Genomic DNA, 17,569 nt, shown 5'->3' on the forward strand with positions numbered 1-17,569 from the left:
ACGTGGAGGATGTTGGGGTTTCCCGTGGTGCTGCAGGTGGGGAAGCGGACCGAGGTCGGGGAGTTCGGAGATTCCGGGTGGCGGCGTCCAGATGGGCTGAATCTCACGCGAGAGGTTTGGTGTTGAACGGCTCAACTGCCCGTTTCCTCCGATAGATAGCCCCCACTCCTTTGAGTCGGGGGAAGTGGGAAATGTTTCGTTTGTCGGTTGAGGGAATTTGAGCGCTGTTATACCGGGACAAGTGGGTAAGTCCCCTTCATGACTCACAAGGTGGCACTAGGCGTCGAAGAGGAGTTCCACGTCGTCGATCTCGTGAGCCGGAGGCTGACCCCACAGGCGCACGTGGTGCTGGACGGGCTACCCGAGGCCGGATTCTCCCGCGAACTGCAGCGGGCCGTGGTGGAGAGCAACAGCGAGCCCACCACCGACCTGGCCACGCTCCGCGCCGACCTGGTCGATCTCCGGCGTCGCCTCATCGCGTCCGCCGAACCCCACGGGCTGGGCATCGCCAGCGCCGGGACCTCACCCTTGCACGGGCCCAGTGGTTTCGTGATCACCGCGGACGATCGGTACCAGTACCTGCACGACACCTATCAGTTCATCGCCAGGGAACAGCTCATTTGCGGAGCCCAGGTCCATGTGGACATCGACGATCGCGATCTGGCGGTTATGGTGGCGCAGCGGGTCGAGCCCTGGCTGCCCGCGCTGCTCGCGTTGAGCGCCAGCTCGCCGTACTGGTTCGAGGCCGACAGCGGGTATGCGAGCAGTCGTGCGGTGGCCTGGCAGCGGTGGCCGACGGCCGGCATGGTCGGGCCGTTCGCGGGGGCCGCCGAGTATGACCAGGCGGTCGCCGACCTGGTCACCTCCGGGGTCATCGACGACGCGGGCATGGTCTACTTCGATATCCGCCTGTCCGCGCACGTGCCCACCATGGAGTTGCGGATCTGCGACGCCTGCCCGCTGGTCGACGACGTCATCCTGCTCGCGGGCCTGTTCCGGGCTCTGGTCATCAGGGAGACGGCCGCGATCCAGGCGGGTTCGCCGCCGCGGGGCGACATCCGTCCTACTTTGCTCCGCGCGGGGCACTGGCGCGCGGCTCGTTCCGGGCTGGAAGGCGACTTGATCTCTCCCGTGGACGGCAAACCGGTGCCCGCGCCCGGCCTGATCGAGTGGCTGCTGGAAGATCTCCGCCCGACGCTGGAACAACTCGACGACTGGCCGACCATCGCGGGCCTCGCCGCCGACGCCCTGGCCCGCGGCAGCTCAGCCGCCCGCCAACGCGCCGCCTTCAACAAACGAGGCCAACTCAGCGACGTAGTCGACCTCCTCCTCAAGGAAACCGCCGGAGGCTGATCATCCTCAGCGTCTTGGAGCCCCTCGGCCGGGTCTCCGGATCGGTTTTCCCCCGTGGTTTCCGCGCGGTCTCCTCCAGGTGGAGGAGGTTTCTGTCGGGGGTGGAGTTTACGCTTCGTGGCGTGGCGTGGATCGAGCGCATCTTCGAGCCGGACTACATCCTGGTCCGGCTGGCGATTCTGCTCGCCGCACTGGTGGGCGATCTGCTCTGGATTGTGCCGGGAGTGGGCGTGCGTGACTGGGCGCTCGCGCTCGTCGCGCTGGTGCTCAGCGCGGTCTGCCGCTGGTCGCAGCTGTGGGCCCTGCTCATCCAGTCGGGCCTGCTCCTGCTCGCCGATGAGTACGGCTTCGCGGCCACGCCCGTGCTCAAGGTGCTGGCCTGCGTGCTGCTGTTCGAGCTCGCCGTGCGGGGGCGGGGGCAGCAGGTCGCGACGGGGGCGACGGTGCTCGGGGTGGTCGTCTGCTTCAACCTGCTCGACAAGCTTCCCGCCACCATCGGCGCGGCCGGATTCCGCATGGTCATCGTGGTCGGCGTGCCGCTGCTCCTAGGCGGATATGTCCGGCTCGCCCGTGACGCCGCCCGGCGCGAACGAGACAGCGCCGCCGAACGCATCGCCGCCGCCCGCGCCGCCGAGCGCACCGCCATCGCCAGAGAGCTCCACGACCTGGTCGCCCACCACGTCTCCTCCATGGTCCTGCGCGTCGGCGTCGCCCGGCACGTGCTGTCCGCCGGAACCGACCCCCGCATCACCGAGGTCCTCGACGACCTGCACACCTCCAGCACCGCAGCCCTCGCCGACCTCCGCAAACTCGTCGGCGTCCTCCGCGACCCCGCCCCCTTCCCCACCACGGCGTTCGTCGACCCCGGCGGCCTCCCCGACGCCCTCACCGTCGTCATCGACCGAGCCAGAGCCACCGGCCTCCACGTCAAGGCCACCATCGACCCCTCCGCCACCCACCTGGACCCACTCCGCGGCATCACGGTCCTCCGCCTCACCCAGGAAGCCCTCGCCAACACAATCCGTCACGCCGGCCCTTCAGCTCAGGTAACCCTCAACCTCACCCTGGAAGCCGACAACTCGGTCCACATCCAAATCGAGGACGAAGGCCGCCCCTCACAAGAAAACCCCGAACCACCCACCGCCCGTGGAGCCGGATCGCGCGTTGGCCACGGATTGATCGGAATGCGCGAGCGAGTCGACCTCCTGGGCGGCGCACTCTCCGTTGGCCCGGTAGGAAAGGGCTGGCGCCTCAGCGCCGTCTTACCCGCCGAACAAAAGAACTTCCGGGAAAGACAGGAGGCCAGGGTGTGATGTGGAGTTCTACGGGATGGGCCTCCGCCTCAGTGCCGCGCTGGATACGGAACGAAGGATTCCGCTGGGAGGCCAGGTGCTGCTCCTGGCACCGATGTGGCGAGAATCACCACCCTCGTGAACGGCGCCGGATAACGGCGAGCGCCCCTGCGATCTGCCGTTTCTGTTGGGCGATTTTGCGTCGTGTCGCTGCGCTAACCAGGGGATTTCAGCCGGCGGAGGCAAGAGTGAACTGTGGGGATGGGTTGGTGACTTGGGATGGGGTGCGTGGTGGAGGAGACGGGAGGTTGAGGGGTGATTCGGGTTCTGCTTGTGGATGATCAGCATTTGGTGCGGATGGGGTTGCGGATGTTGTTTGATTCCGCGCCGGATATCGAGGTGGTGGGGGAGGCGGCGAACGGGTCCGATGCGGTGCGGCTCGTGGATGACACCGTGCCCGATGTGGTGCTGATGGATTTGCGGATGCCGGGCTTGGACGGCGTGGCCGCGACCAAGCGGATCATGTCGGCGAGGCCGTCCACGCGAATTCTCGCGCTCACCACATTCGACGACGACGACCATCTCTACCCGGTGCTCTCCGCCGGAGCCTGCGGCTTCCTCGTCAAGGACACCGCCCCCGCCGACCTCCTGGACGCCGTCCGCCGCGCCGCTGAAGGCGATCACGCCTTCAGCCCCAACGCCCTCGCCCGCCTCGTCGATCAGGCCCTGTCCACCCGGTCAACCACCTCTCCACCCCCGCTCCCGTTGACCCGCCGAGAACACGAAATCCTCGCCCTGATCGGCGAAGGCCTCTCCAACCCCGAAATAGCCGACCGCCTCAAGGTCGGCGTCACCACCGTCAAAACGCACGTTTCCAGCGTCATGATCAAAACCGGCTGCCCCAACCGCATCCGCCTGGCCATCCTCGCCTCCCAGCACAACCTGACCTGACCGAGACCTCGCACACCCGGGCCGCCGACGGTGATGAGGGGCAGGCCGAGGGTCGATGGTGGTGACTGGATCGAGCCGTGCAGGCTTTGAGCATCGAGCGGAATGAGCGGTCGCTTGGTTGCTCCCCGTTATCCGGCGCCGTTTACGCGGGTGGTGGTTCTCGCCGTGTTGAGCCGTAGCGGCGCCAAGAGTGGCAGCGTTCTCGGGCTGCGGGTCGATGGTGGTTCGAGTCTTCCGGCTGACCGGGATTAGGGGCGGGGTGGGTGGGGGGTAGCCTTCTGGCCATGTCTCCTAGGGATGGTTGGCGGTGACCGGGGCCTACTCGGGGTGGGTTATCGGTGGGGCGTTGGTTTTGGCGTTGGGGTGTCTTGTCGCGGCTGTGCGTGATCGTCGTATGGGGATTGGGCTGCTGGTGGGGCTCGCGGTGCTGGAGATCGCTCTGGTCGTTCAGGCGGTGATGGCGTTTGCTCAGGTGGAGAAGGTGACTGAGCGGGCGACTTTCATTGGCTATCTGGTGGGGACACTGGTCATTCCGCTGGCGGCGTTGTGGTGGGGGAAGGTGGAGCGTACTCGCTGGGGGCCTGGTGTTATCGCGGTTGGGGCGCTCACGGTCGCGGTTATGACTGGTCGGCTGCTTCAGATTTGGAACGGCGCGGCATGAATCGGGTCGGTGGGTCCGATGGGGCAAATCGTCAGGCTGAGGGTGCAACCAAGGCGCCAGCGCTGGGTGGTGGCCCTGGGCGGGTGTTGGTTGCGGTTTATGCGGTCTTCGCCATAGCCGCCACGTCCCGGGCAGCGGTGCAGATCGCGACTCGATTCGCCGAGGCGCCGCTCGCGTACCTGCTGTCGGCGTTCGCGGCGCTTGTGTACATCGTGCTGACTGTCGCGCTGGCGAGAGGGCACCGGCGACTCGCGTTTCTTGCCTGCGGGATCGAACTGGCAGGCGTGCTGATCGTGGGAACGCTCAGCGTCCTGGATCCGGAGGCGTTCCCGCACGCCACCGTATGGTCGGGATACGGCAGCGGTTACCTGTTCATCCCACTCGTATTGCCGGTCATCGGGCTCGCCTGGTTGCTGAGACATCGAACCCAGCGCACCTGAACTCCCGTAGATCCACCGCACCGTAGCCGGGTTCGATGGAGGCGATCCTCGGCATGGGCTTGTGCTCGCCCTGCGTCCACTGCCAGTGGACGGCCGGGAGGAGTGGACTACTCGGGTGGTCTTTGGTGTTTTCTCCCATTGTGGGTGGTGTGAGTGATGTGGTGGACTCATCCGATGATTTGGTGAGTGGAGGTTTTTGGTGAGTGGGGTTGGGCGGGGGCGGTGGGTGGCCTGGCTGGTTGTGGTGGGGGTGGTGCTGGCCGCGCTCAATCTGAGGGCCGCGGTTACGAGTACGGGGGCCGTGCTGCACGAGATCAGTGCGGGGCTGGAGATGTCGGGGGCGCTGTCGGGGTTGCTCACGACGTTGCCGGTGGTGTGTTTCGCGGTGTTCGGGGCGGGAACGCCGTGGCTGGCCAGGTGGGTGGGGGAGCAGCGGCTGCTCGTGGTGGCGCTGGGGCTGATCGGGGTGGGGCTGCTGGCGCGGGCGGTGGTGGGGTCGGCGTGGCTGTTCCTGGCCTTCAGCGTGGTGGCGCTGGCGGGGATCGCGCTGGGGAACGTTCTCATCCCGACGCTGATTAAGCGGCACTTTCCCGCCAAGACCGGCGTCATGATGACCGTCTACGCCACCTCGCTCGCCGTGGGGACGATGCTCGGGGCGGCGCTCACCCTGCCGATCGAGCGGGCGGCCGGCGGGAGCTGGCGGGTGGCGCTCGGAGTCTGGGCGTCGATGGCGTTGATCGCGGCGGTGCCGTGGCTCGCCGTCCTCCGCGACGACCCGAAGCAGGACCAAGAGGGCGCGTACGCGGGGCCGCGCACGCTGGTCCGCAGCCGGTTGGCCTGGGCGATAGCCGGATATTTCGGGAGTCAGGGTCTCCTCGCCTACGTGCTGTTCGGCTGGCTCCTCCAGGTGCTCCTGGACGGCGGCTACGCCGAGGATCAGGCGGGCCTGGTCCTCGGCGTGTTCACCGCACTCTCCATCCCGAGCTCGCTCGTGATTCCGGCCCTGACCGCGCGAATGAGGAACGTCCGCAAACTCGTGGTCCTGTTCTGCACCCTGTACGCCGTGGGCTTCACCGGCCTGCTCACCGGCCACGCGCTCTGGGGATCGGCGATCGTGGTCGGCATCGCGATGGGCGGATTCCCGATGGCGCTGGCGCTGCTCCCGCTGCGCACCCGCACCGCCGAGGGCACGGCCGCGCTGTCCGGGTTCGCGCAGAGCGTCGGATATCTCATCGCCGGGGTCGGCCCCCTCATGATCGGCCTGCTCTACGACGCCACCGGCGGCTGGACGTGGCCGTTCGCCGTGCTGTTCGCCGTGGTCGCGGCCCAGCTGGCCACCGGCTGGTACGCGGGCGCCGACCGGGTCCTCGAAGACGAGATCCAGGCGCATGCCGTACCAGACGAAACCGGCGAGGAGCCGGAGACCCCGCGGGGGCACATCGACCGGTCTCAGACAAAGGTGGCCACCCGAGGCGACCTGACCTCGCCTCGGGCGACCACAGATCAAGAGTAGGCCATCTCGCCTCAAACCGGTGAAGCACCCCACCCAGCGCCAGGTAAAAGCTCGGTCATGAGTTGAAGCTGTTAGCGCTATCAGGCGGTTTGGTCAAGGCGTAGACCCCATAACGATCCGGTTTCAGCTGTGGGATCGTGGGTTCTTCGTGATAGCAAGTACCGAGGTATTGACAGAGGCAGTGTTATCGCAAACACTCGGAAATCTCCCCGCAACACACCTACGACGGAGCACAAGGACGGATCGCGGCCGATGATATCGAGCAACCCGACGGCTGACCCCCCCGCCGACCGCCCCAGGGCGGCGGTCATGGAGGATGTCGCCGGGCTCGCCGGAGTGTCGGCGATGACCGTCTCCCGGGTGCTCAACGCGCCGGAGAAGGTGCGGCCGGAAACCCGGGCCCGCGTGCTCGCGGCCGTCCAGGAACTCGGCTACCGCCCCAACTTCGCCGCCCGCTCCCTCGTCACCGGCCGGTCCGGCGTGCTCGGCGTGGTCAGCTTCGACACCACGCTGTACGGCCCGGCCTCCACCCTCTACGGTATCGAGCGCGCCGCCAGGCAGCACGACTACCTGGTGAGCATCGCCAGCCTGCAGGCACTCACCCGCCGATCCATCGCCGAGGGCGTCGAACGCCTGCGCTCCCAGTCGGTGGACGGCGTCATCGTCATCGCCCCGCACGAGTCGGCCGCCGAGGGCCTGCGGCACCTGCCGAAGGACCTGCCGGTGGTGGACGTGGGCGGTGGCGAGGGCGTCCCCGTCCCGGTGGCCGCCGTCGACCAGCAGTCCGGAGCCGCGCGCGCCACCCGGCACCTGCTCAGTCTCGGACATCAGACGGTGTGGCACCTGTCCGGACCCGCCAACTGGATCGACGCCAACGGCCGCGTGCGCGGCTGGCGGTCGGTGCTGGAGGCGGAGGGCCGCGCGATCCCGGAGCCGCTGGCCGGCGACTGGAGCGCGCAGTCCGGTTACGAGCACGGGCGGCGGCTGGCCCGCGACCCCGAGGTCACGGCCGTGTTCGCCGCCAACGACCCGATGGCGCTCGGCCTGCTGCGCGCGCTGCGCGAAGCGGGCAAACGAGTGCCGGAGGACGTCAGCATCGTCGGGTTCGACGACGTTCCGGAGGCCGCGTACTACTGGCCGCCGCTGACCACGGTCAGGCAGAACTTCGGCGAGGTCGGCGGGCAGGCCCTGCAACTTCTCCTCGACCGCATCGCGGGGGTCGAGGAGGACGTCCGGCGGATGGTCGAGCCCGAGCTCGTCGTCCGCGAGTCCACCGCGCAACGCCGATAACAACGCAAACAACACAGCCGACAACGAACGACAGCAAGACCGGCGGTTTCGCCGGAGCACTCAGACCACGTTTGGAGCAGGAAGGGCCTCTTGGGTTCTCTGAGGTCTGCAATGTTAACGCAATCACGAACTATCGCTAGGTTGGGAAATGATCGAACTCCGGCAGGAACTGGCTGACCTGCACCGGTTACTCGTGACCGCCGGTCTTGTGGTCTGGACGGCGGGCAACGTGTCCGCCCGGGTCCCCGGGGCCGACCTTCTGCTGATCAAACCGAGTGGCGTGCCGTACGAGGAGCTGACGGCCGAGTCGATGGTGTTGTGCGACCTGGAGGGGAAACCCGTACAGGACGGGTTGAAGCCCTCCAGTGATGTGTTCGCGCACGCGTACGTGTACCGGCAACGTCCGGATGTTTCCGGAGTCGTGCACACCCATTCCACGTACGCGACCGCCTGGGCCGCGCGCGGGGAGGCGATTCCGTGCGTGCTGACGGCGATGGCGGACGAGTTCGGCGGGGAGATCCCGGTCGGCCCGTTCGCGCTGATCGGCGGTGACGACATCGGGCGGGGCATCGTGGCGACGCTGGAGGGTCACCGCTCGCCCGCCGTACTGATGCGCAGCCACGGGGTCTTCACCATCGGCGGCACCCCGCGCGAGGCCGTCAAGGCCGCCGTGATGTGCGAGGACGTCGCCAGAACCGTGCACATCGCCCGCCAGCTCGGCACCCCCGAGGAGATCGCGCCGGCCGACGTCGACCGGCTGTACGACCGCTACCAGAACGTCTACGGGCAGGGAGTCCGATGAAGCAAGTGTGGTTCCTCACCGGAAGCCAGGGGTTGTACGGCGAGGACACCCTGGCCCAGGTCGCCGACCAATCCCGGCTCATCGCCGAGACCTTGGACGGCTCCGGCCTCCCGGTCCGCGTCGTCTGGCAGCCCGTGCTCACCGACGCCGGCGCCATCCGGCGGATCTGCCTGGACGCCAACGCCGCCGACGACTGCGTCGGGGTGATCGCCTGGATGCACACCTTCTCGCCCGCCAAGATGTGGATCGCCGGCCTCGACGCGCTCCGCACCCCGCTGCTGCACCTGCACACCCAGGCCAACGTCGCGCTGCCCTGGCACTCCATCGACATGGACTTCATGAACCTGAACCAGGCCGCGCACGGCGACCGCGAGTTCGGCTACGTGCAGTCCCGCCTCGGCGTGCCCCGCAAGACGATCGCCGGGCACGTCACCGACCCGGCCGTGGTCGCCGGCACGGCCGCCTGGGCGCGGGCCGCGCTCGGCCTGGCCGAGATGCGCTCGCTCCGGCTGGCCCGCTTCGGCGACAACATGCGCGACGTCGCCGTGACCGAGGGTGACAAGGTCGAGGCGCAGCTGCGGTTCGGCGTCTCGGTCAACACCTACGGCGTGAACGACCTGGTCGCGGCCGTGGACGCGGTGGCCGACGCCGAGGTGACGACGCTGGTCAAGGAGTACGCCGACAGTTACCAGGTGGCGCCCGCGCTGCTGGGAGAGCGCCTGGACTCGCTGCGCTACGCGGCCAGGATCGAGCTCGGCCTGCGCGGCTTCCTCACCGACGGCGGCTTCGGCGCGTTCACCAGCAACTTCGAAGACCTCGGCGGCCTGCGCCAGCTGCCGGGCCTGGCCGTGCAGCGGCTGATGGCCGACGGGTACGGCTTCGGCGGCGAGGGCGACTGGAAGACCGCCCTGCTGGTCCGCACCCTGAAGACGATGGCGGCAGGCCTCCCGGGCGGAACCTCGTTCATGGAGGACTACACCTACCACCTCGAACCAGGACAGGAACGCGTGCTGGGCGCGCACATGCTGGAGGTCTGCCCGAGCATCGCCTCCGCCGTACCGTCCTGCGAGATTCACCCGCTCAGCATCGGCGGCCGGGAAGACCCGGTGCGGCTCGTCTTCGACGCGGCGCCGGGGGACGCCGTCGTGGTCGGTCTGGCCGACATGGGGGACCGGTTCCGGCTGGTCGCCAACCGGGTGGAGCTGGTCGCGCCCAGCGAGCCGTTGCCGAAGCTGCCGGTGGCCCGCGCGGTGTGGAAGCCGCTGCCGGACTTCCGTACCGCCACGGAGGCCTGGCTGATGGCGGGCGGGCCGCACCACACCGCGCTGTCGGCGGCGATCGGCCCCGAGGAACTGACCGACCTCGCCGACATGGCGGGGACCGAGCTGCTGCTCATCGACGAGACCACCACGACCAGGCAGTTCACCAAAGAGCTCCGCTGGAACCAGGCGTACTACCGGCTGGCCCAGGGCCTCTGACACCCCCCAAGGAGATAGTTATGTTGAAGAAGCTGTCGGCGGCGCTGGCCGTCGGATTGCTGGCCTCCGTCCTCGCCGCCTGCGGCGGTGGCGGCGAGGACACCGCGTCCGGCGGGGAAGCCGGATCGGGCAAGATCGTCCTCGGCTTCTCCCAGGTCGGCTCGGAGAGCGGCTGGCGCGCCGCCAACACCAAGTCGGTCAAGGATTCGGCGGCCACGGCCGGGATCGACCTGAAGTTCTCCGACGCTCAGCAGAAGCAGGAGAACCAGATCGCCTCCATCCGCTCCTACATCCAGCAGAAGGTCGACGTGATCGCCTTCTCGCCGGTGGTCGTCACCGGCTGGGACGCGGTGCTCAAGGAGGCCCAGGCCGCCAAGATCCCGGTCATCCTGACCGACCGCGCGGTCGACTCCGACGCCTCCCTCTACGCCACCTTCATCGGCTCCGACTTCGTCAAGGAGGGCGAGGAGGTCGGTAAGTGGGCACTTGAGGAGTTCAAGTCCGCGACAGGCCCGGTCAACATCGTGCAGCTGGAGGGCACGGTCGGCTCGGCGCCCGCGATCGACCGCAAGAAGGGCTTCGAGGCCACGATCGCGTCGAACCCCAACCTCAAGGTCATCGCCTCGCAGAGCGGCGACTTCACCCGGGCCAAGGGCAAGGAGGTCATGCAGGCGCTGCTGCAGGCCAACCCGAAGATCGACCTGCTCTTCGCGCACAACGACGACATGGGCCTGGGCGCCATCGAGGCGATCAAGGCCGCTGGCCTCAAGCCCGGCACCGACATCAAGATCGCCACGATTGACGCGGTCAAGGACGGCATGACCGCCCTGGCCGCCAACGAGATCAACTTCATCGCCGAGTGCAGCCCGCTCCTGGGCGAGCAGCTGATGGAGCTCACCAAGAAGGCCGCCGCCGGGGAGCCCCTGGAGAAGCGCATCGTCACCAAGGAGACCACCTTCACCCCGCAGCAGGCCGCCGAGGTCCTGTCCACCCGCCAGTACTGACCCCTGTGCCGGGCGGCCTCGCGCCGCCCGGCCCCTAAGGAGGGCCCGCCGTGTTGCGAATGACGGGCATCACGAAAGACTTTCCGGGGGTACGGGCGCTGAACGGCGTCGACTTCCGGCTACTCCCCGGCGAGGTGCACGCGCTGATGGGGGAGAACGGGGCCGGCAAGTCCACGCTCATCAAGGTGCTCACCGGGGTCCACTCCGCCGACTCCGGCGAGGTACGCCTGGACGGCGCGCCGCTCACGATCGGCAGCCCCAAGCAGGCCCAGGCGGCCGGGATCAGCACCGTCTACCAGGAGGTCAACCTCTGCCCCAACCTCACGGTGGCCGAGAACGTGTTCATCGGGCGGGAGCCGTACCGGCTGGGCCGGATCCGCTGGAAGGAGACCCGGCGCCGGGCCGCGGAACTGCTGGCCCGCTTCCAGCTGGACATCGACCCGGCCGCGCCGCTGGCGTCCTATTCGCTGGCGGTGCAGCAGCTGGTGGCCATCGTCCGGGCCGTGGACATCTCGGCGAAGGTGCTCGTCCTGGACGAACCCACCTCCAGCCTGGACCGCGACGAGGTGGAACGGCTGTTCACGGTCATGCGCCGGCTGCGGGACGACGGCGTGGCCGTGCTGTTCGTCTCGCATTTTCTCGACCAAGTGTTCGATATATCGGATAGGATGACGGTGCTGCGCAACGGGCGGCTGGTCGGGGAGTTCGAGACGCGGGCGCTGAGCCGGGTAGAGCTGGTCGGGCATATGACGGGGCGGGTGCTGCGCACGCTGGAGGAGTTGCACGCGCCGCGGGAGGACGTGCGGGAGGCGATCGCCAGCCGGGAGCCGGTGCTGGCGGCGCGCGGTCTTGGGCGCAAGGGCGGGATCGCGCCGTTCGATCTGGATGTGCATCCGGGGGAGGTGGTGGGTTTCGCCGGGCTGCTGGGGTCCGGGCGGACCGAGGCGGCCAGGTTGATGTTCGGGGCCGACGGGGCCGACAGCGGAACGGTGCGGGTCGGCGGGTCGGCTTCGGCGCTGCGCACCCCCGGTGCGGCCATCGGGCGCGGCGTGGCGTTCTGCCCCGAGGATCGCAAGACCGAGGGGCTGATCGAGGAACTGACCGTGGGGGAGAACATCGTGCTGGCGCTGCAGGCCGCTCGGGGCTGGCTGCGGCCGCTGTCCGCCGCGCGTCGCGCCGAACTGGTCGGGAAGTACATCACGGCGCTCAGCATCAATCCGGCGGATCCCGATATTCCGGCTCGCAACCTCAGCGGGGGCAATCAGCAGAAGGTCCTGCTCGCCCGGTGGCTGATCACGCAGCCGCGGCTGCTCATCCTCGACGAGCCCACCCGGGGGGTCGACGTCGGGGCCAAGGCCGAGATCCAGAAGCTGGTCGTCTCGCTCGCCGGTGACGGCATGGGCGTGGTGTTCATCTCCGCCGAACTGGAGGAGGTCCTGCGCATCAGCCACAAAATCGAGGTGCTCCGGGATCGCGCCGTAATCGCGGAGATCGCCAACGAGACCGACGTCACCCCCGAACGGCTGCTGGAGATCATCGCCAACGGAGTCGCGTCATGACCGCCATCACCAAGCACCGCCTGTTCTGGCCAGCCGCGATCCTCGCCGTCATGCTGCTGGCCAACCTGATCTTCACGCCGACCTTCTTCCGGATCGAACTGAAGAACGGCCACCTGTACGGGAGCCTCATCGACATCCTCCTGTACGGCGCCCCGCTGATCCTCATCGCCCTCGGCATGACCATGGTCATCGCCACCGGGGGCATCGACCTGTCGGTGGGCGCGACCGTGGCGATCTCCGGCGCCCTCGCCTGCTCGATCATCGCCGACCAGCCGGATCAGGAGGCGGTCGGCGGGGTGCTGACCGCGGTCGCCCTCGCCCTCGGCCTGTCCCTGGTCCTCGGCCTGTGGAATGGATTACTCGTCGCCCGCGTCGGCATCCAGCCCATCATCGCGACTTTGATCCTCATGGTCGCCGGCCGCGGTGTGGCCCAGCTGATCACCGACGGCCAGATCATCACCATCAACAGCGCCCCCTACGAACTGATCGGCGGCGATTACCTGTTCGGCTTCCCCTTCGCCGTTCTCATCGCCGTCGTGGTCTTCACCGGAACAGCCGTCCTCACCCGGAGGACCGCCCTCGGACTGCTGCTGGAGGCCGTCGGAGGCAATGCGGAGGCGTCGCGTCTGGTGGGCATCCGGGCTCGGCGGTTGCTGGTGCTCGCGTACGTTTTCAGCGCGTTCTGTGCCGGGATCGCGGGGTTGATGATCAGCTCGAACATTCGCGCGGCCGACGGCAACAACGCCGGCCTGTGGATCGAGCTGGACGCCATCCTCGCGGTGGTCATCGGGGGGACCTCCCTGATGGGAGGTCGCTTCTCGCTCGCCGGGACGGTCCTCGGGGCCTTGATCATCCAGACCCTGTCGACCACGATCTACACCACCGGGGTCCCGCCTCAGGTGACGCTGGTGTTCAAGGCGGTGGTGGTGACAGCGGTGTGTCTGATCCAGTCTCCCGCGTTCCGGGCGAAGGCGTTCCGGCGCCGACGACCATCCACTCCCGCTCCGGCTGAAGCGGAGGTGCCGGCATGAAACGCAGTCCCAGGGAAACCGAGCACATCCAGGGACGAGACGAGGCCACGGTGGCGAGCGGCGAACAGGAAGTCCTGGCGATGAATGCCCGCGAGGAACGGGGCCCGGTAGGAGTCCGGGGGCGCGGGAGAGTCCCCGCCATCCTCGAAGGCCGCCTGCGGCGAGAGTATCTGCCGGTCCTGGTGACCTTGGCGTTGTTCGTGGTGCTCTTCGGGACAGGTTCGGCGATCTATCCGGCCTTCGGATCGGGTCAGGTCATCATCGATCTGTTCATCGACAACGGCTTCCTGCTGGTCGCCGCGATCGGGATGACGTTCGTCATCCTCACCGGGGGGATCGATCTCTCGGTGGGCGCGGTGATGGCGTTGTCGGCGATGTTGTCGGCTTCGCTGGTCGAGCACGTGGGCTTGGCGACCATTCCGATCGTGCTGGCGGTCGGCGCGACACTCGGCTTCCTGATGGGCTACGTGATCCACCACTTCGAGATCCAGCCCTTCATCGCCACGCTGGCCGGAATGTTCCTCGCCCGAGGCCTCTGCTTCGTCATCAGCATCGACCAGATCTCGATCAAACATCCCCTCTTCGCCGAATGGCCGCACATCCCCATCCCGCTTCCCGGGGACATGTTCGTCAAGCCGACCGTCTTCGTGGCGCTCGCCGTCCTGGGGCTCGCCTTCTGGACCCTGCACTACACCAGATTCGGCCGGGGGATCTACGCCATCGGCGGCAACGAACAGTCCGCCCTCCTGATGGGCCTCCCAGTCGCGCGTACCAAGATCGGCGCTTACGTGGTGAGCGGCACCTGCTCCGCGCTGGCGGGCATGATCTTCGCCACGTACACGCTGTCCGGGACCGGTGTGCACGCGGTCGGCATGGAACTCGACGCGATCGCCGCCGTGGTCATCGGCGGCACCCTGCTGACCGGCGGCTCCGGCTACGTTCTCGGCACCCTGCTGGGTGTGCTCCTTCTCGGTTCCATCCAGACGCTGATCCGTTTCGAGGGCACCCTCAGCTCCTGGTGGATCAAGATCGTAACCGGAGCTCTGCTGTTCGTCTTCATCGTCCTGCAGCGGGCGATCTCCTCGAAGCGATCCCCGGACGGCTGACCGAGGACATCGCCCGGTCGGCGGCGATGAGCGCACTGTGCATCGACACCTCACTGAGCAGGCCGGGGGCGGCGACACTGTCCCCGGCCAGCCAGACCCCGTCCCCGCGCTCGATGGCCGGCCGGTCCCGCCAGCTCAGCCCCGGCAGGTCCAGCGCGCCCGTTCGCCCGTTCGCGAGAGCCTCCCGCCGCCAGGTGACCCGATCCCGCCAGCCCGGCAGACCGAGATCGGCCACCCGTTCCAGCCGTGCCAGCGTGTCGGCTTTCGACTCGCCGGGCCGCATCGGCATCTGGAGCTGGACGAGGCTCTCCCCGTCCGGCGCCACCGACGGATCGGGGGACGAGTAGCGCTCAAGGAAGCCGCCTTCGTCCAGGTCGGACACGAGGAACAGGTCGCGCGGGTCCTGCCGTACCCCGAGATCGAGAAGGACGGCGCGGCCGCTCTCCCAGCGCAGCGATTCGTCGGCGAGCAACCGGCGAGCGGCGTCGAGCGAGGTGGCGACGATGGTGGGTCCCGCCGGCAGGGTGTCCGCGTGGGTTCCGGTCTCGATGCGTACGCCAAGGTCGCGCGCGTGTGCCGCCATCCGGTCGATGACCCGGCCCCAGCCGCCCACGACGTACCTCGGCGCCGGGAACTGGGGCGCGACGCCGCGCCTGAACCGCTCCCACACGAATGCCGCCGACAGCCGCCCCGGATCCGCGTCATAGGTGACGACTCCGAGTATCCCGGCCACCGCGTCGGTGGCGTCGGCCCCCAGCCGCCTGACCCCCCAGGAACGGAAGTCCTCATCTACGGGCGCGACCAGCCCGCGCTTGATGATCGCCGCCAGCAGCGGCCGCGGAATCCGCGCCTTCAGCTTGCCCCGATGCCGGACCCGCGCCTTCCGCCCCTCTTTGAGCCCCAGCCGCCGGTACGGCTGCACCAGCCCGCGCCGCGCCAGCCACCGGAACGGCTCCCCATCCGAGTAGAAGACGTGCGTTCCGTCATTGGCGATGTACGGCGCCGCGGACGACCGTGCCCGACCGCCGAGCGTGTGGTGCCCCTCGTACAGGACGACCCGCGCGCCCTCTTCGGCACAGGCGATCGCTGCCGTCAGCCCGGCGAGCCCGCCTCCGATTACTGTGATTTCATCCATGCACCCCAGGACGCGGGCCATCCTCGAAACGTGACATCAGCCCATCCAGCGACGTGGTCGGAATCGCGATCCACCCTTCCGTACGGGCCGCCTCGGCCTGTCCGGGCGACGGCGCCGTGACCAGCCCCAGCGCGGCGGCCCGCGCGGTGAGCGCGGCGACGACGGCGTCAGCGGCGTCATCCGATGCCCGGCAGACTCCCTCAAACGCCCCCAGGTCCAGCCAGGGCGCGGCCCTGCTCAGCCCATCGACCAGCCGGTTCAGCTCACCCACGTTCGCGGCCCGCTTGTAACCCTTGAACGGCAACCCCCACCGTTTGAGCGACGCGGCCGGATATACCTCGACCACCACCCCGCCCCCGCGCCGGTCGATGATCTGGCCACGCCGCGCCAGCTCGGCCATCACCCCGGCACACCGCATGGCGACATATCCGATACGGTCGGCCGCCACGCTCAACGGCCGCTGCCCCGTCAGCTCCCGCACCACCAGATCGGTGACCCGGTTCGCCAGATCCCTGCGCCACAGCCGCCCGACACCCTCCAACGGCAAGGCGACCTCCCCGCCCCGATGCGCGACCAGGAAATCCACGAATCGATCCGGCCACCCGAGCGGACAGTCGACCCCCGCCTTCCCCGCGGCCATGATGGCCTCAACCACGAGCCCGTCATCCGCCCGAGTCTCCACCCTGGTGACCCGCGCCCGACCCGCCGACCACTCGACCCAGGCGACCGCCGTATCGACCGCCTCGGCCGCCAGATCAATCCCAACCGTGATCACACATGCGCCATCTTCTCGGGATTGGCCATCAGATAGATGGTCTCGACCATCCCATCGGCGACCAGCAACGACATCACCGTGCGGACCGTACCCTCCACCGAAACCACGATCGCCGGCGCACCGTTCACATCTGAGATCTCCACCTCGTACGAAACCCCCTCCGGCAGCCCCGCGTGCGCCAGGAACGACGCGATCCCCGCCTCCGAAACGACCGCGACCAGGAAGCGCGCCACCCGATCGGCCCCCACCAAGACCCGCCGAGGCGCCCGAGCCTTGCCCCCACTGTCCGTCACCAAGGTCACATCCCTGGCCAGCAACTCCATCAACCCGCGCAGATCCCCTCCCGCGCACGCCCCGAAGAACCGCTCGGTGACCTCCCGCCGCTCCCGCCGATCCACATCGAACCGCGGCCGCCGCTCCCGCACATGCTCCCGCGCCCGCCGCGCCAGCTGCCGCACCGCGGGCTCCGCCCGCCCGATCACCTCCCCGACCTCCGCGTGCGAGAACCCGAAGACCTCCCGCAACACGAACACCGCCCGCTCCAACGGCGACAAGGTCTCCAGCACCACCAACATCGCCAGCTCCACACTCTCCGCCAGCTCGGCCCGCTCCGCCAGCTCCGGCCCCGTACTCACCGGCTCAGGCAGCCAATCCCCCACATACGACTCCCGCCGCACCTTCAACCGCCGCAACCGATCAATAGCCAAATTCGTCGTCACCCGCACCAGAAACGCCCGCGCATCCGCCACCTCCCCCTCCGCCACCTCAGCCCACCGCACCCACGCCTCCTGCACGATGTCCTCCGCATCGGCCGCACTCCCCAGAATCCGGTACGCCACCCCGACCAGGATCTCCCGATGCTCCAGAAACGTCTCCACCCGCATCACCTCCAGACGCACCACGCCACCCCAACGTGACATCCCTACGGTTACCCCTTCACTCCCGAGGTCCGATACACTCAACACCACCGCAAGGGGCTATAGCGCAGCTGGTAGCGCACCTCCATGGCATGGAGGGGGTCTGGGGTTCGAATCCCCATAGCTCCACTCGGAGACGGGAGATCCGTGGTCGCGAGCCTGGGGCTCGCTTCGCGGGTCTCCTTCGTCGTTTACACGGGGGGACGACCCCCCGAACCCCCCGGGCGAAGGGGCTTTCGCCCCCTCGCGCTCCCCCTGGGCG

Annotated in this window: 16 protein-coding genes and 1 tRNA gene; 14 read left to right on the forward strand and 3 right to left on the reverse strand. The window is 68.5% G+C overall.

The features are described 5' to 3' along the window. Positions 1–258: 258 nt before the first annotated feature. From ABGB08_RS40250 to yjfF, 13 genes are all read left to right on the forward strand, one after another. Positions 259–1,353, forward strand: coding sequence for a glutamate--cysteine ligase (locus ABGB08_RS40250; protein ID WP_347601713.1), 1,095 nt, complete (start codon positions 259–261; stop codon positions 1,351–1,353). 122 nt (positions 1,354–1,475) lie between these two features. After that, positions 1,476–2,666 carry a histidine kinase gene (locus ABGB08_RS40255; protein WP_347601715.1) on the forward strand — a complete coding sequence of 397 codons (1,191 nt, stop codon included), beginning with the start codon at positions 1,476–1,478 and terminating at the stop codon, positions 2,664–2,666. Positions 2,667–2,978: 312 nt separating this feature from the next. Beyond that, positions 2,979–3,596: a response regulator transcription factor gene (locus ABGB08_RS40260; RefSeq protein WP_347601776.1), complete on the forward strand. Its 618-nt coding sequence runs from the start codon at positions 2,979–2,981 to the stop codon at positions 3,594–3,596. Between the two features lie 307 nt (positions 3,597–3,903). Further along, positions 3,904–4,257 (forward strand): hypothetical protein, encoded by a 354-nt coding sequence (locus ABGB08_RS40265; RefSeq protein WP_347601717.1) that lies wholly within the window; start codon positions 3,904–3,906, stop codon positions 4,255–4,257. 83 nt (positions 4,258–4,340) lie between these two features. Then, a complete protein-coding gene (locus tag ABGB08_RS40270; RefSeq protein WP_347601719.1) occupies positions 4,341–4,697 on the forward strand; it encodes a hypothetical protein in 357 nt (118 codons plus the stop codon). A 199-nt stretch (positions 4,698–4,896) separates the two neighbouring features. After that, positions 4,897–6,210 (forward strand): MFS transporter, encoded by a 1,314-nt coding sequence (locus ABGB08_RS40275; protein ID WP_347601721.1) that lies wholly within the window; start codon positions 4,897–4,899, stop codon positions 6,208–6,210. Positions 6,211–6,462: 252 nt separating this feature from the next. After that, the gene (locus ABGB08_RS40280; protein ID WP_155358073.1) at positions 6,463–7,500 is read left to right on the forward strand and encodes a LacI family DNA-binding transcriptional regulator; all 1,038 of its coding nucleotides are present in this window, start codon (positions 6,463–6,465) and stop codon (positions 7,498–7,500) included. Positions 7,501–7,648: 148 nt separating this feature from the next. Then, the gene (locus ABGB08_RS40285; RefSeq protein ID WP_155347550.1) at positions 7,649–8,302 is read left to right on the forward strand and encodes an L-ribulose-5-phosphate 4-epimerase; all 654 of its coding nucleotides are present in this window, start codon (positions 7,649–7,651) and stop codon (positions 8,300–8,302) included. Beyond that, positions 8,299–9,780, forward strand: a complete 1,482-nt coding sequence (gene araA, locus ABGB08_RS40290) for an L-arabinose isomerase (protein ID WP_347601724.1) — start codon at positions 8,299–8,301, stop codon at positions 9,778–9,780. Before ABGB08_RS40285 ends, araA begins: the two co-directional genes overlap by 4 nt. Before the next feature lie 20 nt (positions 9,781–9,800). Further along, positions 9,801–10,784 (forward strand): ABC transporter substrate-binding protein, encoded by a 984-nt coding sequence (locus tag ABGB08_RS40295; protein WP_347601726.1) that lies wholly within the window; start codon positions 9,801–9,803, stop codon positions 10,782–10,784. A 59-nt stretch (positions 10,785–10,843) separates the two neighbouring features. After that, on the forward strand, positions 10,844–12,343 hold the full coding sequence (locus tag ABGB08_RS40300) for a sugar ABC transporter ATP-binding protein (RefSeq protein WP_347601778.1): 1,500 nt from the start codon (positions 10,844–10,846) through the stop codon (positions 12,341–12,343). Continuing rightward, positions 12,340–13,374, forward strand: a complete 1,035-nt coding sequence (locus ABGB08_RS40305; RefSeq protein WP_347601728.1) for an ABC transporter permease — start codon at positions 12,340–12,342, stop codon at positions 13,372–13,374. The genes ABGB08_RS40300 and ABGB08_RS40305 overlap by 4 nt, the downstream gene beginning before the upstream one ends. Then, on the forward strand, positions 13,371–14,480 hold the full coding sequence (gene yjfF, locus ABGB08_RS40310; RefSeq protein ID WP_347601730.1) for a galactofuranose ABC transporter, permease protein YjfF: 1,110 nt from the start codon (positions 13,371–13,373) through the stop codon (positions 14,478–14,480). The genes ABGB08_RS40305 and yjfF overlap by 4 nt, the downstream gene beginning before the upstream one ends. On the opposite strand, the gene ABGB08_RS40315 is transcribed toward yjfF, so the two are convergent. The 3 genes from ABGB08_RS40315 to sigJ are packed head-to-tail and all read right to left on the reverse strand — an operon-like array spanning position 14,431 to position 17,274. Then, entirely contained in the window at positions 14,431–15,615 is a 1,185-nt protein-coding gene (locus tag ABGB08_RS40315) for an FAD-dependent oxidoreductase (RefSeq protein ID WP_347601732.1), read from the reverse strand. The genes yjfF and ABGB08_RS40315 overlap by 50 nt on opposite strands. After that, positions 15,608–16,390: a DUF429 domain-containing protein gene (locus ABGB08_RS40320; protein WP_347601734.1), complete on the reverse strand. Its 783-nt coding sequence runs from the start codon at positions 16,388–16,390 to the stop codon at positions 15,608–15,610. Before ABGB08_RS40320 ends, ABGB08_RS40315 begins: the two co-directional genes overlap by 8 nt. Continuing rightward, positions 16,387–17,274: an RNA polymerase sigma factor SigJ gene (sigJ, locus tag ABGB08_RS40325; RefSeq protein WP_347601780.1), complete on the reverse strand. Its 888-nt coding sequence runs from the start codon at positions 17,272–17,274 to the stop codon at positions 16,387–16,389. The genes ABGB08_RS40320 and sigJ overlap by 4 nt, the downstream gene beginning before the upstream one ends. A gap of 89 nt (positions 17,275–17,363) precedes the next feature. Between sigJ and ABGB08_RS40330 the strand changes: the two genes are divergently transcribed. Further along, a tRNA-Ala gene (locus ABGB08_RS40330) sits at positions 17,364–17,436 on the forward strand. The last annotated feature ends 133 nt before the right edge of the window (positions 17,437–17,569 follow it).

Origin of the sequence: Acrocarpospora sp. B8E8, from assembly GCF_039871605.1 — a bacterium.
Classification (GTDB): domain Bacteria; phylum Actinomycetota; class Actinomycetes; order Streptosporangiales; family Streptosporangiaceae; genus Acrocarpospora; species Acrocarpospora macrocephala.